This window comes from Thalassobellus sediminis, from assembly GCF_044386045.1.
In the GTDB taxonomy this organism is placed as follows: domain Bacteria; phylum Bacteroidota; class Bacteroidia; order Flavobacteriales; family Flavobacteriaceae; genus Thalassobellus; species Thalassobellus sediminis.
In genome coordinates this window covers 1-23,007 of the sequence record NZ_JBISCD010000036.1, presented here as the reverse complement: position 1 = coordinate 23,007, position 23,007 = coordinate 1, and the positions used below count along the sequence as shown (strand labels likewise).

14 protein-coding genes are annotated in these 23,007 nt (G+C 31.7%); 6 read left to right on the top strand and 8 right to left on the bottom strand.

Annotated features, from left to right (window positions below):
• The first annotated feature begins 24 nt into the window (after positions 1-24).
• From ACH5TW_RS01415 to ACH5TW_RS01400, 4 genes are read left to right on the top strand one after another with little or no spacing between them, the layout of a single operon-like run.
• Positions 25-1,599 carry a hypothetical protein gene (locus tag ACH5TW_RS01415; RefSeq protein ID WP_439334693.1) on the top strand — a complete coding sequence of 525 codons (1,575 nt, stop codon included), beginning with the start codon at positions 25-27 and terminating at the stop codon, positions 1,597-1,599.
• A gap of 12 nt (positions 1,600-1,611) precedes the next feature.
• Positions 1,612-2,628: a S1C family serine protease gene (locus ACH5TW_RS01410; protein WP_439334692.1), complete on the top strand. Its 1,017-nt coding sequence runs from the start codon at positions 1,612-1,614 to the stop codon at positions 2,626-2,628.
• Positions 2,629-2,636: 8 nt separating this feature from the next.
• Positions 2,637-3,308: a hypothetical protein gene (locus ACH5TW_RS01405; RefSeq protein ID WP_439334691.1), complete on the top strand. Its 672-nt coding sequence runs from the start codon at positions 2,637-2,639 to the stop codon at positions 3,306-3,308.
• Positions 3,309-4,424 (top strand): BamA/TamA family outer membrane protein, encoded by a 1,116-nt coding sequence (locus ACH5TW_RS01400; RefSeq protein ID WP_439334690.1) that lies wholly within the window; start codon positions 3,309-3,311, stop codon positions 4,422-4,424.
• Positions 4,425-4,448: 24 nt separating this feature from the next.
• Here the strand turns inward: ACH5TW_RS01400 and ACH5TW_RS01395 are convergent, their stop codons facing one another.
• From ACH5TW_RS01395 to ACH5TW_RS01360, 8 genes are all read right to left on the bottom strand, one after another.
• Entirely contained in the window at positions 4,449-4,871 is a 423-nt protein-coding gene (locus ACH5TW_RS01395; protein WP_439334689.1) for a hypothetical protein, read from the bottom strand.
• Positions 4,872-4,879: 8 nt separating this feature from the next.
• The gene (locus ACH5TW_RS01390; protein ID WP_439334688.1) at positions 4,880-5,311 is read right to left on the bottom strand and encodes a hypothetical protein; all 432 of its coding nucleotides are present in this window, start codon (positions 5,309-5,311) and stop codon (positions 4,880-4,882) included.
• A gap of 6 nt (positions 5,312-5,317) precedes the next feature.
• Positions 5,318-6,001 carry a hypothetical protein gene (locus tag ACH5TW_RS01385; RefSeq protein WP_439334687.1) on the bottom strand — a complete coding sequence of 228 codons (684 nt, stop codon included), beginning with the start codon at positions 5,999-6,001 and terminating at the stop codon, positions 5,318-5,320.
• 93 nt (positions 6,002-6,094) lie between these two features.
• The gene (locus ACH5TW_RS01380; protein ID WP_439334686.1) at positions 6,095-6,748 is read right to left on the bottom strand and encodes an ion channel; all 654 of its coding nucleotides are present in this window, start codon (positions 6,746-6,748) and stop codon (positions 6,095-6,097) included.
• 1 nt (position 6,749) lies between these two features.
• Positions 6,750-9,860, bottom strand: coding sequence for an efflux RND transporter permease subunit (locus ACH5TW_RS01375; RefSeq protein ID WP_439334685.1), 3,111 nt, complete (start codon positions 9,858-9,860; stop codon positions 6,750-6,752).
• 18 nt (positions 9,861-9,878) lie between these two features.
• Positions 9,879-10,967: an efflux RND transporter periplasmic adaptor subunit gene (locus tag ACH5TW_RS01370; RefSeq protein ID WP_439334684.1), complete on the bottom strand. Its 1,089-nt coding sequence runs from the start codon at positions 10,965-10,967 to the stop codon at positions 9,879-9,881.
• A 5-nt stretch (positions 10,968-10,972) separates the two neighbouring features.
• Positions 10,973-13,303, bottom strand: a complete 2,331-nt coding sequence (locus tag ACH5TW_RS01365) for a TolC family protein (RefSeq protein ID WP_439334683.1) — start codon at positions 13,301-13,303, stop codon at positions 10,973-10,975.
• 547 nt (positions 13,304-13,850) lie between these two features.
• The gene (locus tag ACH5TW_RS01360) at positions 13,851-15,053 is read right to left on the bottom strand and encodes a phage integrase SAM-like domain-containing protein (protein ID WP_439334682.1); all 1,203 of its coding nucleotides are present in this window, start codon (positions 15,051-15,053) and stop codon (positions 13,851-13,853) included.
• Positions 15,054-15,625: 572 nt separating this feature from the next.
• Between ACH5TW_RS01360 and ACH5TW_RS01355 the strand changes: the two genes are divergently transcribed.
• Both ACH5TW_RS01355 and ACH5TW_RS01350 read left to right on the top strand, forming a co-directional pair.
• The gene (locus ACH5TW_RS01355; protein ID WP_439334681.1) at positions 15,626-19,828 is read left to right on the top strand and encodes a PQQ-dependent sugar dehydrogenase; all 4,203 of its coding nucleotides are present in this window, start codon (positions 15,626-15,628) and stop codon (positions 19,826-19,828) included.
• Between the two features lie 288 nt (positions 19,829-20,116).
• The coding region (locus ACH5TW_RS01350) for a PQQ-dependent sugar dehydrogenase (protein ID WP_439334680.1) at positions 20,117-23,007 on the top strand (2,891 nt) is incomplete at its 3' end.

Genomic DNA, 23,007 nt, shown 5'->3' with positions numbered 1-23,007 from the left:
CTTGCTAAATATAAAATTATACCAATGAAAACTCCAACATATTTTTTTTTTGTACTCTTTATTTTAGTTTATAACATAGCATGGACTCAAGAAGGTATGCCTCTGAATAGTAATTATTTAATTGACAATGGTATTTCTCCTAAAGTACTTGATGCTGCTGCTAGTGAACTTCTTCAAGAAGGAAGTTTTATTCAAAATTTAAAGTTTAACATTAAAACCAAAAATTATAGCAAAGATTATAAAACACAAATTATTTACGACCCCTCATTTAAAGATGGTAAAGATTTACGTTTTGTTATTGAAAATAAAGCATTTACAAAAAAGGAAATTAATGAGTTAAAAAAAGCTATTGAGAAAAGTCATAAAATGAGTCGCTTATCTAGAAGTAATTTATATGATGAAGCATCTCTAAAATTATTAGAGGCATCAGACGGTAATCAAATTTTGACTTTTAAATATTCTAAAAATGATATTCAACCAGAACTCAATGATATAAAAAAATTAAGAGGTAAAATCTATATAAATCAAGGCGTGCTTGAGAAGGTAGTATTAACTAATGATAAAGTTTTATCAGAGAGAAAAGATAATTACATAAAAACAGTATACTATAAACAAATCGATGGACAAAAAGGGTATATAGTAACAGAGGTTAAAGAAACATATAATATTAAAGAGGTTGAATACAATATGCACTTTAAAACCTCTGAATATAAAGACTTAAGCAATAATACAATTAGTTGGTCTGGAAAATCAGAAATACCAGATTTTTTCAACCCAAGTACTCAAAAAGATACTGTAAATGTAACCTTAGGTTGGGTATTACCTATTTGGGGTAAACCAGCAACAAAATTAGGCTATGGACTTCCTAGACCAATTGGTTTAAATGCTATTGTGCACACACAAGAATCAACATTAGATTTTACAGGTTTGGGTATTAGCTTAAATGATGGTGAAATTAGCCCTTTAAATGATTTGTTTGATATTGAGGGCTCATTTTTAACTGAACGTACCACCACATACATGGTTAGAAGTGATGTTTGGATTTTTCCTTTTTTAAATGTTATGGGTTTTGTAGGCACTCTTGATAATAGTATCAATGGTAATTTAATCTTAGACCAAGAATTAAGAGAAACCTTGGTCAATCTTGCTCCTTTTCTTGGCTTAAATCCAGCAGATATACCTAGTCAAATCCCTTTAAATGTTAATGTAAATGCTAATTTATATGGTGCAGGAACAACTTTAGCTGGTGGTGTTGGAAATGTGTTTTTTAGTGCAAACTATCAATTCATATTCGCTGATGTTTCTGAAGCTAATACCACTACATTAGTGCATTCTTTGCTACCTTTAGCAGGATATAGATTACCTCATGACTTTAATATTATGGTTGGCGCATTAGGTCAATTTTATGATTCAGACATAAAAGGTTTTATTGAAACAGATACAGGAGATAAACTAAATTATAATGTGAGTTTTGAACCTATTATATGGAACGGCTTAGTTGGAGTTTACAAAGGTTTTGGAAAACATTGGGATTTATTATTTCAAGTGGGCTTTGGAGGTAGAGAAACAACTACGATACAATTGGGTTATCGCTTTTAAATTAAAAAAAAAATGAAAATAACTACTCTAATACTTTGTTTTGTATCCTCAGCAATTTTACATGCCCAAGATCTATCTTCTATTTATGAAAAGGTAAGTCCTGCCATTGTTGCTATTCACACTCAAGAAAGCAACATAATGACCTCTCAAAACAATGTTTCACAAATGGTTACAAACTCTGGATTAGGATCAGGATTTATGATATCTAATACATTAGTTGTAACAGCAGCTCATGTTGTAAAAGTACCTGATACTTTAGTTGTAGAGTTTACAGATGGAGAAACTATACCAGCCAAAGTTATTACTTCTTATGATAGTGCAGATATAGCGTTATTAGAATTATCAAGACAAAAAACAAATGCTACAGTTTTAAGGTTCGGCGATTCTGACCGAATGAAAATTGGACAACGCGTGTTCATCATTGGGGTACCTCTTGGTTTAGGTTTATCTCTATCTTCAGGTTATATTAGTGCTTTTAAAAAACAATTTTTAGGAAGAAATCCTTTTACTAACACAGAGTTTATTCAAACAGATGCCGCTATAAACCAAGGCAATTCTGGAGGTCCAATGTTTAACTTAGAAGGTGATGTTATAGGTATTGTAAGTCACATAAAATCATTATCTGGAGGCTCTGATGGTATTGGTTATGCCTCAACTTCAAACTTAGCGGCTAAGCTCCTTTTAAATAATAAAATGCCATGGTTTGGTGCTGAACTATATTCCCTATCTGAAAAAGAAGCTAAACTATTCAATCTACCTCAAACTAGTGGTTTGTTAGTACAGCGTATTGCCTCAACTTCTTTGTTTGATAAAATGGGAGTAAAAGAAGGGGATACTGAGATAACTGTTGGTAATAAAAAATTAATTTTAGGTGGCGACATTATATTAGCCTTTAATGATATAAAGTACGAAGTTACAGACTACACTTTATTGAAAATAGCTAATTTCGCAAATAGCTTAGAAAAGAAACCAAAATTTGAACTAACAGTTTTACGTGAAGGAAAAATTGTTACTTTAAAAAACAAATAAGAATTAATTTGAAAAAAGCAAGACGCAACATATTTATAATTTCTTTTATTTTTATAACCTGCAATATTTCTGCGCAGACTACTGATAGCTTAGAAACAGCCTTTAGAAAAGGTCGTTTTTTTACTGGTTTATCAGGCAGTATAAGTTCTACTACAACAGATGCTGGTAACTTAAATTCAAAAACCACCTCAAATAATTTTGGTATAAACATAAAAAGCGGAAAATTTTTCAAAAACCGCCTTTTAATTGGAGGTATATTTCAAGCCAATAAAATTAGTAATTCTGGAGTTTTCACAAAAACAACGGAAACACTATATATAGGTCCATTTTCTAATTATTATTTTATGGATAATAAAACGGGATCTTTATTTACTAGTTTATCATTAGGTTATGTTAGGTATAAAGACAAAACAGAGCTAGAGGGAATTGAGCCTTTAATAAATCAAACTACGCAGCAACTTTCTGAAGGTGGTGGTTTAGGAAGTATCATAAGCCTCGGGTATTCATATACCATAAACGATTTTATAGCTTTTGATTTAGGAGTTAATGTGAACTTATTTTGGGTAGACATAGAACAAAAATCACTACCAAACCAAACAATAACAAATACTAGTATTTCTTCAAATGATGTTTCTTTTTCTTTTGGGTTTAACGTTATATTGGATGATTTCTTTTTTTAAATGAAAAAAACAACCTTATATATCATTTTGATATTCTTTTCTTTTACTGCATTTGCTCAAAGAAAAGACGAAAACAATCTAGTTAAAATAGATTCTATTTCAACTACAAAAAACTATCAACTTATAGCAATCCCTATTGCGTTCTATACGCCTGAAACGGGTTTGGGTTTTGGAGGAGGTGGACAACTTTTCTTTTTAGATAAAAAAAACACATTTAAAAACAGATTATCCAACGTTCTTTTTAGCGGCATTTATACATTAAACAAACAGCTTATGTTTGAAATTACGCCTCAAATTTATTTCGGCTCAGGAAACTATTTTATTGATGCTCATTATTTATTAGAAGTGTATCCTAATTTATTTTGGGGCATTGGAAACAATACACCAGACGAAAACGAAGAAGTGTATAATCAAACAACTCATGCGCTTAATATTTCATTTTTAAAACGCCTACCTCCCGATCTTAATTTTGGATTTCAATTTGTATTTAAAAACCATGAGATAACAGAAATTGCTGAAGGGGGTATTTTAGACACACAAAATATAACAGGAAGCAAACGCACTGTTGTTGCTGGTTTAGGAGCTGTTTTTAATTATGACACTAGAGATAATACTGGCTCGCCAAACAAAGGATTTTACTATCAAGCAAAAGCACAATTTTCTAGCGAACTTTTTGGTGCAACTTCTGGTTTTAATAAATTTATTTTAGACTTAAGAGAGTATCAACCTTTAGGCAGTCGTAGTCTTTTAGCTTTTCAATTATATATAGAAAATAATTATGGTGATGTGCCTTTTCAAGCGTTAGCAAGTTATGGAGGGGGTAATAGGGCTAGGGGCTACTTTTTTGGTCGTTTCCTTGATAAACAAATGTATGTATCGCAAATAGAATATCGCTGGAGGTTTAAACCTAGATGGACCATTAATACATTTGGATTGTTTGGAGAAGTAGCCGAAAAACCTGAAGATTTTTTTAGCATTAACAACCTAAAACCGTCTTTTGGGTTTGGAACAAGATATAAAATATTTAAAGATAAAGATACATGGCTACGCTTTGATATCGGCTCTGGTATTGATGGTAATTCTGGTATTTATTTTGGTATAAATGAAGCTTTTTAAATAGAAACTTATAGTGCTTTTATATTACATCATAATATTTTTAATACCATTCTTATAATCTTCCAATGTCAAATTATTACTAGCATTAAACATATCTAGAGATTTACCAACAACATATTTAACATTACTTGGGTTAAACCCTATTGCTGTTGCCACTCTTTTTAACCATTTCTCTTTTGTAGTTTTTGATAAATTATCTTCATGTACAATTTGTGTAATTTTATATAAACTTTCTAAGCGCTGATTATACATGTAAGGCGCTTTTATTTCATATTCCATATACATATTGCCATCAATCAACTCAAAATACTCTGAGCTTGTAACACCTATTTTTTTACCAAAATGTTGTAAAAATGACTTTTCCTCATCTGTAGCATTATTATCTCTTAAAGTAATTTTCATAATAGATGCAAAAGCCTCAAAATAAATGCTTCTTGAATTACTCATATCTAAACTTATTTTTTTTGATTAAATAAACTTGTTTTTCGACTTACACTATATATTATTCTATTAAAAGTTTCAAGATGAATAACGTACTGCTCTGGTGTTAATAACACCTTCATCTTTTCATTCATTTTAAAATGTAAAGTATTAAATTTATCTAAAATTTCTGTTTGTGTATAGTTTTTATCTTTATCATCAAGTCTAGACATACTGTGAGTATAAAACAATAAGATATTGTAATATTCATCCCTTTCTTCTTCTGATAATTTCATCTTATCTACTTCTTCTGCATAGAATTCTTGCAAATTATCTTTTTCTTCTGGTGTATAAAGTTCAACTTTATTCTTTTCTCTTTCTTTCTGTTTTTCAGTTTTCTGTTGTGAAAACGCATTTAAAGTAACAAAAATTAAGCTAAGTGTTAAGATTGGTTTAAGTAGGCTCATAATAATCTATTTTCTAAATTGTTTTGAAATTAATGTTGTAAATTTATTTAATACTTGTTTTCCTGATGAAGGGTCAGTTATTTCAATTTCGAATACGCCTACTAATTGCTTTTTGTTTGCTAAAGTTAAATCATAAACAATAGCCTCAAGAATATAAGTAGTTGATGATAATCGTGTTGTTCCTGCATCTTGGCTATCATTATATACAGGCTTTAGCCCTCTGCTTATATATTCTATAGAATGCACATTATAATAATCTGTAAAACTAATACCATACATACCAACATTAGCTGTAGAAACAGGGCTAAAAGAAGTACTTTTAGGTTGAGATTCTTCTATGTTTGTATCTTTTAAAGCAGTTAACATAATTGCATTAATACCATTAGATTTAAAACTTTCAACTAAAGCTTCAATCTCTTCTTGTTTTCTATTTTTATTTTCTTTTAAAGCAGGAAACATTTCAAATGCAGATACGGCATCAACACCTTCTTCTTTTAAATTTGAAACCATCGCGTTTTCATAAGAAGTTCTTACATCCATATCATTGTCTCTTGCCACAACTAAAATTTTTCTAGTTTTTGTTGTATCGAAGTTTTCAGAATGCCATGAGTTTGCAAGCTTTACTGATGCACAATTAGTTACAAATAGCACTAAAACTAATAATAGAGTTACTTTTTTAATTTCTTTCAAATCTTTAAAATTATGGATTATTTTTTCGCAATATACATCAATTTCAAAATTTACTAATCGTTATAAAATACATTTTTACCAATCCTTAATAACTTATTTAGAGGACTGATTGATATACTTCCCAACTACAATAGCTGTAATGACTACTAAATAAATTTGCCCCATTAAACCAATTAAAATAGCTGCTTTATGCGCTAATGCACTTATGGGCAAAATATCTCCATATCCAATGGTTAATAACGTAATATAGCTGTAATACATTAAGTTTTCTGTAATAGAAATACCGTCAATTAAACCTAAAAACGAATTGGGGTATGCCATTTCAATACTTAAACAAATAAAGAAACCTATTAAACCTAGAGATATGTATCCGCTAACCAGTCCAAATATTACATTTTTATTTACTTTTTTTGCTTGCCAAACTTGCTTTATAATCTCTGATGTTACTACAACGTAAAACAAAAAATAAGTTCCCATTTTAATAAGCCCCACTAAAGCTTCATTAGTAGTTTCTATTAGATTAGAACCCAATAAAAACGTACTAATAGCGAGTAATAACACTAAAAACCACATGGTTTTTTTTTGCTTAAACAAGAGTACTATTCCTGCCAATAGATTCAATAAAAATATTACAGGAGATAAAAACGTTTCAAAAATAATTGATGGTACAATTAAAGAACCAAACAAAATTGCTACCTGACTAAAAAAAAATATCTCGAAACGATATGAATATAAACGCTTTAGCATTTTAATCTAAAAGGTCATCATTAAATTCATAACCCTTATAATCTACCTTATACATCACACTACAAAATGCTGGAATAAATAATAAGGTAATTATAGTACCAAACAATAGACCAACCATAATGGTTACTGCCATAGGCTCCCACATTTCACCACCTCCTAGATATAAAGGCACTAAACCTAACACAGTTGTAAAGGTTGCTAATAAAATGGGTCTAAAACGTTGTAAACATGCTGCTATTATAGCGTCTTGTGGCTTACGTTTTAATTCAGCTTCTTCAATCTCAATTCTATCCACGAGTACTATAGCATTATTGATAACAATACCTGCAAGAGAAATAACTCCTAAAAACGCCATAAAACCAAATGGCACTCCAAACAATAACAATCCTAAAACCATACCTATAACACCTAAAGGAATAGTGCAAACTATCATAACCATTTTTCTAAATGAGTTAAACTGTATTATTAATAGCATCACAATTATGAATGCAGAAAGTGGTAAATACTTTGCTACAGCTCCCATATTTTCTGCTGAACTTTTAGCATCACCTCCTAATTCATAAGTATAACCATTACCCCAAAACTCTTTCTGTTCATCTAACCAAGGAGTAATGGCTTGAGTGACTTCAGAAGCATTACCCGTTGTTGTTAATTCACTTGATACTTTAATTGTTCTAGTTAAATCAACACGTTTTATTTTTGAATATTGCCATTGAGGAATTATAGAGGCAACTTGAAGTAAAGGCACACTTTTTCCTGAACTTTGCGCATATATATTTAAGCTTTCTAATGACGATAAGGATTGTTGTTTACTTTGATTACTCTTCATTACAATAGGGATAGATTTATCACCTTCTCGATATTCCCCTGCTTGAAAACCATCTAAAACAGTTTGTAAAGAAGTAGCAATATCTTGATTGGTAACCCCCGCTGTTTGCGCTTTATTAGGGTCTATATCAATAACAAACTTTTTCCCTTTAGGACCCCAATCATCTTTAATGTTTTTTGTACCAGAAATGGTAAACAACTTCGCTTTAATGGCTTCGGAGATACTTGCTAATTTATCGGGATCATCTCCTGATACTTCAATTTCAACAGGTGTTCCTCCTCCACCTGAACCAAGCAAACCGACTTTAATATCGGCATTAGGAAAGTTTTCAAAACTGAAGGCATCCAATTTTTCAATCATGCTATTATTCACCAAAAAAGATGATGTATTAATTAAGATATGTGCATAATTTGAATTTGCTTCGTCCGCATTATACCCCAAATCGTAAGCTGAAGGGCCTTCACCAATGTAAGCTGACCAATCTACAATACCATCTGGTTTATCATCTGTTACTTTTAGCTCTTTCTGAATAAAATCTTCAAGCGCTAAAATCACAGATGTTGTATTCTCAATTTTAGTATTCTCTGGTAAATTGATATCAACCGTTATCATATTACGGTCACTATCTGGGAAAAACACAAAACCTAATAGTCCAAATCCGAAAATGGATAAAAAGAACATAAAAACAATAAGTACTAAAACCGATTTTTTCCAATTAAGAGCTAATAAAATTAAATTTTTATACTTGAGTTTTAAGCCATTAATGAGTCTATCTAAGAAACTTACTTTTCCAGCTTCTTTTGGTTTTACTTTTAAGAAGAAGACACAAAATAGTGTAATTATACTTAATGCGATAATCCATGACGATAAAAGCGCAATGGTAATTACCACGAAAATGGGTCCCATAATATCACCCATAACAGATTCTGCCATAAAGAATGCTAAAAAGGCAGCAGAAGTTGTTAATGTTGAAATTAACAATGGTGTAAATAGTTCTGAACACGAATCGATTGCAGCTTTCTTAACGGGAATACCTGCTTCCATTTTCACCATGACTGATTCTGCAACAACTATGGCATTATCTACCATCATTCCCAAAGCCATAATTAAAGCGGCTAACGAAATTTGATTCAGCCCCACATCGATTAACCCCATAACCATCAACGTTGTTATGGTAACTATTGGAATTAAACTTGCAATAACCAATCCTGTTCTTAGTCCTAAAAAGAAAAGCATAACTGCTAATACGATGGCAATAGCCTGTAATAGGTTGCCAATAAAATCACTAATCTTTAAATCGATGTATTTGTCAATTGATGCCAAACGAGATACTTCTAATCCAACTGGCAATTTATCTTGCCACTCCCCAAGTAACACATCAATTTCTTCGCCTAACTTAATGATATTGGCACCTTCTTTTAAAGACACATGCAATGAAATAGCATCATTTCCATTGATGCGTACTTTTTGTTTTGGTGGATTGATATACCCTTTTCTCACTGTAGTAATGTCTTCAAGAGCTATAACTTGTCCGTTTTCACCAACAGGGATTAACATCTCTTGTATGGACTTTAAATCATTGAAATTCCCTGTGGGCTCCAAAATAATACGTTCTGCTTCAACATTAATTGTTCCTCCAGAGCTAAGTATATTAGTGCTACCTATTATGTTTTTTAATCTGCTAGATGTTAGCCCATAGGTTTTCAATTTGGTGTTTTCAAATTCAACGAAAACACGTTCTTCCTGCGCACCATTCAATTCAACTTTTGCAGCATCTTCTAGTTTTATTAAATCATCTCTCAAATCATCTGCATAATCTTTCATTTCTACATAATCATAACCATCAGAAATTAAGCCAACAGCAATACCAAATACTTCACCAATGCCATCATCCCGCAATTGAGGATTCACATTACTTGGTAATCCCTGAATAGTACTTAACTTTCTACGAAGTCTATCCCAAACAGGCTGTAGTTCTTCTGGCTTAACTTCCATTTTAAGTTCTACCTGAACGACTGAAAGCCCTGTACGAGATGTACTTTTCACCACTTTTAATTCGGGTAATTCCTGTGCTACTTTTTCAATTTTATCACTAACTAATTCTTCAACACGTTCTGGACTTGCCCCAGGGAAAGATGAAACAATTGATGCTACTCGTATGGTGTAAGGAGGCATACTATCTCTTGACAATGAGGCATAAAATAACATACCCATCACCATAACTACAGCCAAAATACTTAATACAACACGATTACGGTTTATTGAAAATTCTGTAAGATTCATAAGGTTAGTTTTTAGTTATTATAATCTTACTTTTTGTCCATCTAATAAGGTCTGCAAGCCAGCAGTAGCTATTTTATCTCCAGCATTTAAACCTTTTTTTACTTCAAATCCAGATGGTGTTAATTCACCAATTTCAATTTGTTGTTTTTTTACAGTTCCCGTTATCCCATCGCTTGATTCTACTATAAACACAAAATTACCGTTACCATCTTCTCCTACAGACTTAACAGGGACAACCAATGTATCATTTGCAATACTTTCATCTTGCTTAAAATGAAAAATGACATTTGTAGCCATTCCTGATTTAATTTCTGGAATAGGATTAATTATAGCAACTGCCGTAATATATGTAGAAGAATTGGGATCTATACTTGGTGAGACTTCAAAAACCCTACCTTCAAAAACTTTATTATTGATAGCCGAAAACTCAATCTTGGTAGGCATATCTACTTTCACTTTATTAATGATTGCTTCTGGCAAACCAACCTCAACCTTCATACCTTTACCTGCATTTAATTCTGCAAATTGATGACCAGCAGAAACTTGCTCATTAACTGCACCATCTGTCCAAACGATTACACCATCTTTAGGAGCTTTTATAATACCATAACTTAATTGGGTAGCTTGTATGCTTTTATTTCGTTTTGCAGATTCAAATTGGTCTAAAGCAGATTGGTAAGAGTTTTTTGCTTGTTCATAATCACTTAATGAATTACTTCCTTTTTCATATAGCGACTTAATTCTATCTAAACTTGATTTAGCTGTATTCATAGCAGACTTTGCAGCATTTAAGGCTGAAACAGATTGCTCATAAGCTAAGTTAGCCTCAACATTATCCAATCTTGCAATAATATTTCCTTTTTTCACCTGTGCTCCTTTCCAATGATTTACTTTAGTGATAATTCCACCACTTCTAAAACTTAACCCTATGGCATTACTAGATTTTGCCGTTCCACTATATGTTCTTGTGCCTTGAACATTTGGAGTTCCAACAACTTCGTACTTAACTGGCCTCAATACTTCTTCTTTAACCTCTACTTTATCCTTACAGGAAGAAAAGTTTATAACTAAAGCTAAAATGGACAATTTGTATATGTTTAATTTCATAATGGTTAGTTTTTATTTAAAATATATTGGTTGGCTCTTTGAATAAACTCTTGATTATTATCTTCAGAATGAGTTAAAAAGAAGTAGCCTATCGCTCTTTCTAATTGCATAGACGTTATTAAGTAGTTGTAATTGGCTGTAGACCTTGCTAACTGAGCTTGTAAATAATTGGTCTGTGCATCAATTAACTGAATAATGGGAACTGCGCCTTGTTGATAAGCATTTTGCGTGAGGTCTAAACTTTCTTTTGCTGTTTCTTCCGATACTTTAGAAATTTCGATGTTTGCTATTTGATTAATCAAATCGAGCACCACATCATTCACATTTTTCTCAATGTTTAATTCAATATTTTGTCTTTCATAACCCAATTGTTCCTCTTGAATTAAAGCTGATTGTCTATTAATATTTCTTTGGTTCTGGTTGAATATTGGTAACGAAACATTTAATCCTACATTATAAGTGCCATCTGGTGCACTAGGAATTCCAGATGGTATAGTAGACCCTTTTCCAGATTGAGAAATTGCCAAATTGTACTGACCTTGTAAAGCAACTGTTGGGATAAAGCGACCATAATCATTTAAATCGTAAGTACGTTTTGTAACCTTTAAATTATAATCGATATTCTTTAACTCTGGAGCATTTTTTTTTGCTTCTTGCACCAAAAATTCAACTAAAGCTGGTTGTAATTTAGGGTCGTCTAGAATTTTGTAAAAGTCATCATATTTATAATTTTTAAAAACACCTTCGGAAAGTTTAGCATCCAAAATATCAATGTCTTTATTAATCGATACATTCATCAATTGATTAATAGTAAAAAATGCTTGTTGCAATTGATTTCTAGCTTCTATAAGGCTTTGCATATTTTGAGCTAATTGACTTCTAAAACGTAACACATCTGATTTTCCAGATTCACCTGCTTCAAAGTTTTGTTCTGCTATTTCTAAATTACGCTTAGTAACTTGTAAGTTTTGATTTTGAATACTTGTATTGGTCTTTAAAATCAAGGCATTAAAATAAGCTACGGTAGCATTCAATAAAGCATCAAGTTCGTTGGTATCATAAATGGCTTGTTCTGCTTTTTGTAATTCTTTCCTAATATCGATATTGGCAGAAGCACTTTCTGAATAGATTAATTGTTCTAAAACAACATTTCCAGATGTTGAGAACTCTGGATTTGCACCATTTGAAATTTCAGCAACTCTAGGGTCTAGATAAACCCCACTTACACCAGCAGACACATTTGGTAAATAACCACTTTTAGCTGTTTTAATATCCTGCCCACTTAGTTCTACACTTTTCTCACTAGACGATAAACTCAAATTCTTATCGAGAACACCATTCATAATATCCAATATAGACATCATGTTTTCAGTATTTGGTTCTAATTTACCTCCAATAAAATCGGCAGTTCCCAACATAGCATAACGCAAAGGAAAATCAATTCGTTTAGCTGTGTTGTAATTGATAGTCAGCTTATTTTTATACTCCAAAAGTAATGGTAGTTCTGAAGCGTTAGCACCATTGGCTATAGCTTCAATATTTAATGCAATACGTCTAAAAAACTGATTTAAATTTGTTTGGGGCTGATTAGTAGCCAAAACACCACGTTCAACATCCTTAACTCTGTTTGCTGAAAATGATGGTAATTTTTTAGAATTAATAACAGAAGTTAATTTGCCAAATTGAGCGTCGGTAAATTCAAAACCACCTGCAATATAGACTGCATCAAGACCATCCAAATCTAATGCTCTAATTCCATTTTTAGACAAAGGTATTAAACGGTACTTTTTCCCTTCCCTGTTGAAATATGGATTAAAAATCGTTTCTAGAGGTAGTGCATCAATAATATACTGATCTACTAAAACCCCAACATTCTTATAATCGTAAATTGTTTTAAAATCATCCAAATCTTTTTTGTAAGACAAAGGAGCTATAATGTATGTGATGTTATTTATTTCTGATGTTTTGCGTTCTGGAGGTAGATTTATAAAATCTGAATTAATCGAACCAAAAACAATCACTGGTTTAGTATAATTTTCCTGTTGGCTAAGAACTATATTATCCATAACCCCAAAAGCCAAAATAATATCTGCGTCTCCATCAATTAAAGACTGATAATTTTCTTTAGCTTTCTCTAAGCTAAAATTATTTGAAAGTACCTTTTTAAAATTTACTGTTTTACCCTCTCCTATAACGGCTCTGATTTCAGTTTTTAATTGTTCTAATAAAGGTTGTACTTCAGGCGTATCTTTATCTGTTAAAAGACCAATCTCTATAGTTTGAGAAAAACTTAATTGTATAATTAATACGAAGAAAAATACGAGGATCCTTTTCATAGGGTGGTTTAGTTTTTTATAAAAATAATACTTTTATATTATTCCACCACACTGTTTTTTTTATAAAAAATGAAAAGAGAGAAAACATTCTTAATTTCCACATATATAAGCATTAAAATAAGAAAATATTTTTCAAAAATGTAAAGCATTTTATTTACTAGTTATGGAAACTGGAATCGAACCAGTAACTTTCCGGTTATGAGCCCAATTATAAGGTAATCTCATGATAAGAGTAATTTACAAGTCCGGCTTCCTATTAATAGATTTATGAGCATTTTCTAACGAAACCCTTAAATTTTTACTTTTTTAAATGTTAAAATTTGAAAAAAAATATTATTAGGAATGGGATATACTCAGTATAAAATTTCAATTTAGAACTTGAAATTGAGAATAGTAACTTAAAAAAAACATAAATAACTATATTTCAACATATTAAAAACTAGGCACGTAATTCGGTTCGTATATAGCACAAAACAAACATAACTAACAATAAATGAATTATTTAAAAATTTATAGATAATTTCTCTTTCTCCACAACCGCTAAAACTCAAAAATTAATAACTTTTTCCAATGCATCATCTGTATCCTTATGCATAAAATTTGACTGATATAATATAGTGGTTGTTACGGAAGAATGCCTATATAGTTTTTGAAGCATTTGTATTGGAATTTTATCTCCAGAAATATTACCAAAACTATGACGCGCAATATGCATACTTATTTTTTTTTCAATACCAGCTTTTTCTGCTACAATCTCTAATCTCCTGTTAAAATTTCTTGTTACAGTTTTTATTCTTGTTCTTAATAGTTTATTATCATTAAAATCTATTCCTTCTAACTCTTTAAATAAAAAGACAGAGTCTTCATTTCTTTCTAACTTGCTTAGAATAATTAAAACTTTTTCTGGAACTTTCAGGGAAACCAATTTACTGTTTTTATTCATTCTATAATACAAACGATTATCCAAAAAGTCTTCCCATTTTAACTGAAGTACATCACTAATTCTAATACCAGCAAAATAAAAACTTAAAAGCCATGCAAATAGGGCATATTCTTGAGGTTTTGTTAAGTTTTCAATATTTTCTAAAATAGTTATTTCTTCTATATTTAGTCCTATTTTTTTTGTTTCGGGGAACTTTATCTGGTATTTTCCTTTGCCAAACGGGTATAACTTAATATCTGTAAAAGAATTTCGTATAGCCAAATTAAATATAGTTCTAATTGTAATCATATAATTTACTACAGTTCGTTTAGAAAGATTTCGTTCATTAATTAAATAACTCTCAAATTTTCTAAGTAGTTCTATACTCAGCTCATTGAACAAAAGTTTATCCTTTTTAAGAAATACTTGAAACACTTCTATTCTCTTATACTCAATATCCAATTGGTGAGATTTATTTCTATCTTCAATATTCTTTAAATATATAGATGCTACATTAAAAAAATCACTTGATTGAGTAGTAACTACTTTCTTTTTTATATTTTTTGAAGACTGATATTCATCTTTCACTTCTGCATCTAATAAACCACGGTTTACTTTTGAAAGTTTTTTAAATATTAATTGATTAATAATTAATGCGTCAGGGTGAGATTTTTTAACCTGCCCCTTAGTTTTATCCCATTGATTCCTACGAACGTATTGACCAGTATATAGAAAAGAAGTTTTTCTATCCTTTGTAATCCGTATTGCGATGGGAAATAATTTCTGTGAATTGGGTTTTGTTCTTATAACTGCTTTTACCGATGACATAGCTTTAGAATTTATACTATTTATTCTAAAGATACATATTTTAGGTACAACATAGGTACAACATTCGTTGATTTTATTTAATATCAAACAACATAAAAACGAACTAAACACTTGTAAATCAGCATATATTACTATTAAATAATACATTTTGATATAAAAAGATTAAAGTTCATAACCCGGAGGTCGCGGGATCGTGCCCCGCTCTCGCTACAAAAAACCCAAGATTTCATCTTGGGTTTTAAGTTAAAATCAAATAATTTCAGATTCAACTCTCCATTTTTAATATTTATTTTAAATTATTAAATCTCATAATGTTTATTATAAGTCAAATTAACGTTATAAAAACATATAGATTAAAAGCATTATATCATAATTACCTCTAGCTACCCAGCTCCTATTTCACACATTAAATAACTGACAAACAAATATTTAAATAGTATTTATCAACTATTATTTTAATTTGTTAATATTCTTTTAAAACTCTACCTTTATTTTATAACTAATAATAAATGATTATTAATATCTTGAAAGAGTAAATTTTAACCCTAAAAACAATTTAAAACCAGCCAAAAATGATTTTAAAATTACCAACCAACCCCATTACGAAATTAGTAATCGTAAATATTCTCCTTTTTTTTAGTTTCACTTCCTTTAGTCAAGGGACTATAGAAGTTACAGGAAATAGTAACTTAATTTCAAATAACTCTAATACTCCTACCATTTCCAACAATACAGATTTTGGTAATGTAGAAATTGGGAACAATAATAGTAATATTTTTGTACTTGATAATATCAAAAGTGGTGGCAACCCTAGGCTAAAGCTAAACAATATTTCAATTTCTATTTCTGGATCATCTGACTTCAGCCAAGTAAATACAAATCTCGGAGATTTAAAAGGGAACGATAATCCAATAAATCATTCTATTATCTTTACTCCAAGTTCTATTGGAATTAAGACTGCCACAGTCACCTTAACATTTTCCAATGGTACAAATTCACCATACACTTTCACCATTCAAGGTACAGGTACAGCCCCACAGCCAGAAATAAATATTAGAGGATTAGGAAACACTATTTCCGACGGAGACTCAACACCAAACACAATAGATAATACTCAATTTAGCACAGTTGCAACAAATACTACAACAAATCATAGTTTTACAATAGAAAATACCGGAAACGCTATTACAAACTTAATAATAAATAATGCTGGATCAGGTATATCCATTTCAGGTGGCTCTGGATATTTTACTATAAATTCTGAACCTATTCAAAATACTATTATTAACGGAGGTAGCAGCATACCTTTTTCAATTGATTATTCTCCTTTAACTGATGGCACCCATACTGCTACGGTTAGTATTGACAACAACGATAGTAATGAAAACCCTTATTCATTTACAATTCAAGGTAGTTCAGTAACTCCTGCTCCAGAAATTAATGTTCAAGGAAATAATTCGAGTATATCCAATGGCGATTTATATCCAAGTACATTTAATAATACAAATTTTGGTTCTGTTGATATTGGTAATACTTCTACAAAATTATATACTATTAATAACACTGGAATTTCTCCATTAAATATTTCAAGTATTTCTTTGTCTAATACTACAGATTTTCAATTTGTTGGCACTCCTTTTGACACTACAGTTAGTAGTGGTAGTAACACTCAGTTTAGTATACAATATACTGGGACTGCAGGTAAGCATTCTGCAACAGTAACAATAATAAGTAATGATGCTGATGAGGGTACTTATTCTTTTGTTATCAGAGGGTCTTCTAAAGCTACTGGAGATTCTAGCCTTTGGTCGGTTACTAACATAACTTCAAATTCAGAATTAAATAACCCTTACGAAATCACCTATGGTCCTGACAATCTTTTATGGATATCTGAACGTGTTGGTAAAAAAATTGTTACGGTTGACCCTGTTTCGGGAGGGTCTAAAACAACCATATTAGATTTATCGAGCGTTGTTTATCAAACTGCTGGACAAGATGGACTGATGGGTTTTGCTATTCATCCAGATTTATATACAGATATAAATACGCCTAATAACTTAGTTTATGTCGCATATACATATGATACTGGTGGTGGATTAAGAAATCTTCGCATTGCTAGCTATAGATACATTGCGGTTACAGGCATTATAGATAGTAGTACTGCAACCACAATTATTGATGGTATAGATGCTAGTAATGATCATAATTCTGGTAGAATGAAAATCGGCCCTGATTTAAAAATATATTATACTATTGGAGATCAAGGAGCCAACCAATTTGGTAATGCATGTAACCCTATCCAAGCTCAAGATTTACCTACTTCACCTTCTGATTATGATCCTTATAAAGGAAAAGTACTTCGTATAAACTTAGACGGAAGCATTCCTTCTGATAACCCTACTTTAAGTGGTGTAAAAAGTCATGTTTATACATATGGCCATAGAAACACTCAAGGAATTATTTTTGGTTCTAATGGTAAATTGTATGCCTCAGAACATGGCGCAAAAGTTGACGATGAATTGAACATTCTAACAGCTGGAAAAAACTATGGATGGCCGCATATTGCTGGGTACTATGACAATCTAGCTTACGGATATTGTAATTGGTCTAGCACTCCTGGAGGCTGTAGTACAAATGGATTCTCTGATCATAATTGCCCTTCAGGTGTTACATCTGTAACTGAATTTGATGCAATAAATACTTCTATTTTAACAAATTTTGAACCACCTATTGGAACTTATGATAGTACTACAAATTATAACCCTTCTGGTGATTGGCTAACATGGCCAACTGTAGCTCCTTCGAGTATTGATATTTATGAAGCTGGTTTAATTCCTAATTGGGGAGAGTCTTTATTAATTACTACACTTAAAGAAGGGACCATTTTTAGAGCTAAATTAAACACTAATGGTGATGCCTTAGTTGATATTACTTCAGATAATCAATTTGAAGAATTTCACTCTTCTAATGACAGATATAGAGATATTGCAATGGATCCTGATGGAATTACTTTTTATGCTATTACAGATTCTAGTGGAACAACTTCTGGGCCTTCTGGAAGTTCTAGTGTTACACTATCTAATCCAGGTGTGGTTATGAAATTTCAATATATTGGTGCACAAACTAGTCCTTTTACCACGTATTATACAGATGCCGATCAAGATGGATATGGAGACATAAACGATATAACTGGTACAGAATACACTTCTGATCCTGGAATAGGATTTAGTTTAACTAATAATGATTGTGATGACAATGAACCTCTAGCATACCCTGGTAACACAGAAATACTTTATGATGGTATTGATAATGATTGTGACCCACTAACTTTAGATACCCAAGATAATGATAATGACGGAGTAAATTCAGATACAGATTGTGATGACAACCAACCTTTAGCATACCCTGGTAACACAGAAATACTTTATGATGGTATTGATAATGATTGCGACCCGCTAACTTTAGACACTATTGATGCAGACAATGACGGAGTAAACTCTGATACAGATTGTGACGACAATCAACCCCTAGCTTATCCTGGTAACGCAGAAATACTTTATGATGGTATTGACAATGACTGTAATCCATTAACTTTAGATTATGAAGATACCGATGGTGATGGTGTAAGTGATGCTGAAGACCAATGTCCAGGTTTTGATGATGCGATAGATATAGATGCCGATGGGATTCCTGATGGATGTGATACATTAATAGACTCTGACAACGATGGTATCGCTGACTCTGTAGACCAATGTCCAGGGTTTGACGACACGACTGATACCGATTCCGATAGTATACCAGATGGATGTGATATATGCCAAGGGTTTGATGATAATGTAGATTTAGATAGTGATGGCATTCCAGATGGATGTGACACACTAATTGATTCTGACAATGATGGTGTTGCAGATTCTGAAGATTTATGCCCAGGTTTTGATGATACAATTGATGTCGATGCTGATAATATTCCTGACGGTTGCGACCCATTAATTGATTCTGATAATGATGGAGTTGCTGACTCTGAAGACCAATGTCCAGGTTTTGATGACAACCTTGATACAGACGGAAATGGTATACCTGATGGTTGTGATACTACTTGCGAAAATTTAATCACACCTTTTAACGATAACCCATTAACTCATTTTGGTTCTGGATCTAATACTACAATTTTAGACCTTCCGGGTATTAGTGAGGATATTTCATTTACTATTAGTGGTTTAAGTTCTGTTACTAATGGAAAACCAAGTGACAGATATATAGATCTTGTAACCGTTTCTTATATTGATGATAACGATACAATTCAACTTTATGGAGTATTTGATGGTTCAAATATTAGTAATGTAAATATTATTCAAACTGGTATAGTAAAGCGTATTATTGTTAGTCTAACTGATGGACTTGACGGAAACACAAATAATAATATGAGTATAAATTTAAGTGATGTACACTATTGCTCAACCAATGTAACTTCAAAAAATGCAACTAATAAAAAAGTATTAAATGATGATACAATTAACATAAAACCTATAAAAATTTATCCTAACCCTACATCTCAAAATTTATTTATAGAATGTAATTCTTTAAATGGTGAAAAGGCCACAATTTCACTTTATAATCTTGTAGGTCAATTGATTCGTAAAGTTGATTTAACCGGTAACTATAACAAATTACAAAAGATTGATGTAAAAGAACTTTCTGAAGGTATATATATGCTTAATATAATAGATAGCAAAGGAAGTATACTTAAGATAAATAGAATTGTTATAAAACATTAAGAATAACCTTAAAAAGATTCTTTAAGTTATTTAGAAGGTGTGTAAATATTAATATTTACACACCTTCTTTTATTAAAAATTTAAAATAATAACACAAAAAAACATCAATTAGACTTATTTTTCTTTCAAAATTCAAATATTGTAATTATATGATTTACAAATATTTAACAAAATAAAAAAGCATTTCATCGATTTTTTTAGCATTTCATGGATAATTAAAAAAATTTAGTCATACATTTACACCTAAATTGTTAATCAAATTTACTCTCAAATCAAACCTAGTCTCTCATGATAAACTTTACTTTTTTAAAAAAAGCAATAATAGGTGTAATAATATTATTGGTTTTCCCATATTCATATGCTCAAGAAATTGATATTATTGGAAATGGTACATCTATTGCAGATGGAGAAACCAATACTTCAACCATTGACTTTACAGATTTTGGTTCTGAAACTACAAGATCATTCACTATCGATAATAGTCAAGGAACTGGAAATACTACCCTAACAGTTTCTGCAATAGATTTGAATAATACAACTAATTTTAGTGTTAGTGTAAACCCTACTAATCCTAATCCTGTAGGAATTGCAAAAAATGGTCCAAATGCAAATTTCACTATAAGTCTACTCACCTCTGCTATAGGTGTATACACATCCAAAGTAACTATAACTAGTGACGCAACAAATGATGGTGGTGACGGACACACTTTTTATATTAGAGCATCAGTAGGTCCAGAAATCAATATTCAAGGTAATAGTATGGATATTTCAAATGGTAGTAACTCACCATCAGAATTAAACAATACAGACTTCGGCTCTATAGCTGCCAATACAATAGCAACCGAAATATTCTCCATCCAAAATCTTGGATCAGCGAACCTCATTCTAACTGATGGTTCTCCATTTATTTCAATAACAGGAGATGATGCCTCTGATTTTGAAGTAAATCAAATACCAATAAGCCCAATATCAGCCCAATCTTCTTCTGAATTTAGTATAGATTTTAACCCAACAACTTCTGGTGTTAAAAACGCGACACTAACCATTGCCAACAATGATAGCAATACAAGTTCTTATACATTTAATATCAGAGGAACCTCAGTAGCACCTTCACCAGAAATTCAAGTTCAGGGCAATGGACAAGATATTAATAATGGAGATTTATACCCTACTACTTCTAATGACACTAATTTTGGATCTGTAGACATTTCTAACACATCAACAAAAACTTATACAATTAGTAATACTGGAACAACCCCCTTAAGCATTTCAAATATATCTCTTTCAAATACTACAGACTTTGAAATTGTAACACCTTTTTATAGCTCACCTATTGATGTTGGAAATAGCACACAGTTTAGTATTAGATATACAGGAGCTTCAGGAAAACATTCCTCTACGGTAACAATAACAAATAACGATAGTGATGAAGGTTCTTTTGAATTTGTTATTCGTGGTTCAACAAGAGCTACATCAGATACCAGTCTTTGGTCTGTTACAAATATCACAGCAGATAGTGAGTTAAATTATCCTTATGAAATGACTTATGGTCCAGATGGTTTTTTATGGATAACCGAAAGAGTTGGTAAAAAAGTAGTTAAGGTTAGCCCTGCTGATGGTATAAACTCTAAAACTACTATGCTAGACCTCTCTGGCTTAGTGTATCAAACTGCTGGACAAGATGGACTTATGGGTATGGCTATTCATCCAGATTTATATACAGATATCAACACTTCTAATAATTTTGTTTATTTAGCATATACTTATGATTCAGGTGGAAGAAAACTGAGAATTGCAAGATATACGTACAATACAGGAACAGGTTTATTAAATAGTAGCAGTGCAACTACTATAATTGAAGGCATTGATGCAAGTAATGACCATAACTCAGGAAGACTGATTATAGGTCCAGATTTAAAACTCTATTACACCATTGGAGACCAAGGAGCAAACCAATTTGGTAACGCTTGCAACCCCATACAAGCTCAGGAATTACCATCATCTCCTTCAGATTATGACCCATACAAAGGAAAAATTCTTAGATTAAATTTAGATGGTACTATCCCTTCTGATAATCCTACCTTAAGTGGAGTTCAAAGTCACGTTTACACTTATGGACACAGAAATACGCAAGGAATCATTTTTGGATCTAATGGAAAATTATATGCTTCAGAACATGGAGCAAAAGTTGATGACGAATTAAATCTTATAACAGCTGGTAAAAATTATGGCTGGCCACATATTGCAGGTTACTATGATAATTTAGCATATAGTTATTGTAATTGGTCTATTACACCTGGAGGCTGTAGCACCAGTGGATTCAGCGACCATAACTGTCCTTCAGGAGTTTCTTCTGTACAAGAGTTTGACGCCGTAAATAATTCATTACTTTCAAATTTTCAACCTCCAATAGGAACTTATGATAGTACAACAAATTACGATCCATCAGGTGGCTGGTTAACATGGCCAACGGTAGCACCCTCAAGTATTGATATATATGAAGGTGGTATTATTCCTAATTGGGGACAATCACTTTTAATTTCAACACTTAAAGAAGGTACTATTTTTAGAGCAAAATTAAATACTTCAGGAGACGCTCTTGTAGATATAACAACTAATAATCAATTTGAAGAATTTCATTCTTCAAACGATCGATATAGAGATTTTGCAATGGATCCTGATGGCTTAACATTCTATGCTATAACTGATACTGGTGGTACAACTTCCGGGCCTTCTGGTAGTTCAAGTGTAAGTATTGATAATCCTGGTGTTATAATGAAATTTAAATATATTGGCCCAACCAGTACAACAACATACTACACAGATGCTGATGGAGATAACTATGGTGATACAAATGATACAACAGGAACTGAATTTTCTTCTAACCCAGGAGCTGGCTATAGTCTAAACAATACCGATTGTGATGATACGGATGATACCGTGAATACGCCACAACAATACTATGTCGATGCCGATGGTGATGGCTTTGGTTCTACAACTACTGCTATGCTATGTGAGGCTTCTGCTCCTAGCGGCTATAGTGATAACAATACCGATTGTGATGATACGGATGATACCGTGAATACGCCACAACAATACTATGTCGATGCCGATGGTGATGGCTTTGGTTCTACAACTACTGCTATGCTATGTGAGGCTTCTGCTCCTAGCGGCTATAG

Excerpts from the sequence above, each read along its gene's own strand:
- ACH5TW_RS01395 (WP_439334689.1), bottom strand. The coding sequence starts at position 4,871 with ATGAGTAATTCAAGAAGCATTTATTTTGAGGCTTTTGCATCTATTATG.
- ACH5TW_RS01370 (WP_439334684.1), bottom strand. The coding sequence starts at position 10,967 with ATGAAATTAAACATATACAAATTGTCCATTTTAGCTTTAGTTATAAAC.
- ACH5TW_RS01355 (WP_439334681.1), top strand. The coding sequence starts at position 15,626 with ATGATTTTAAAATTACCAACCAACCCCATTACGAAATTAGTAATCGTA.
- ACH5TW_RS01410 (WP_439334692.1), top strand. The coding sequence starts at position 1,612 with ATGAAAATAACTACTCTAATACTTTGTTTTGTATCCTCAGCAATTTTA.
- ACH5TW_RS01380 (WP_439334686.1), bottom strand. The coding sequence starts at position 6,748 with ATGCTAAAGCGTTTATATTCATATCGTTTCGAGATATTTTTTTTTAGT.
- ACH5TW_RS01415 (WP_439334693.1), top strand. The coding sequence starts at position 25 with ATGAAAACTCCAACATATTTTTTTTTTGTACTCTTTATTTTAGTTTAT.
- ACH5TW_RS01365 (WP_439334683.1), bottom strand. The coding sequence starts at position 13,303 with ATGAAAAGGATCCTCGTATTTTTCTTCGTATTAATTATACAATTAAGT.
- ACH5TW_RS01390 (WP_439334688.1), bottom strand. The coding sequence starts at position 5,311 with ATGAGCCTACTTAAACCAATCTTAACACTTAGCTTAATTTTTGTTACT.
- ACH5TW_RS01360 (WP_439334682.1), bottom strand. The coding sequence starts at position 15,053 with ATGTCATCGGTAAAAGCAGTTATAAGAACAAAACCCAATTCACAGAAA.
- ACH5TW_RS01400 (WP_439334690.1), top strand. The coding sequence starts at position 3,309 with ATGAAAAAAACAACCTTATATATCATTTTGATATTCTTTTCTTTTACT.
- ACH5TW_RS01375 (WP_439334685.1), bottom strand. The coding sequence starts at position 9,860 with ATGAATCTTACAGAATTTTCAATAAACCGTAATCGTGTTGTATTAAGT.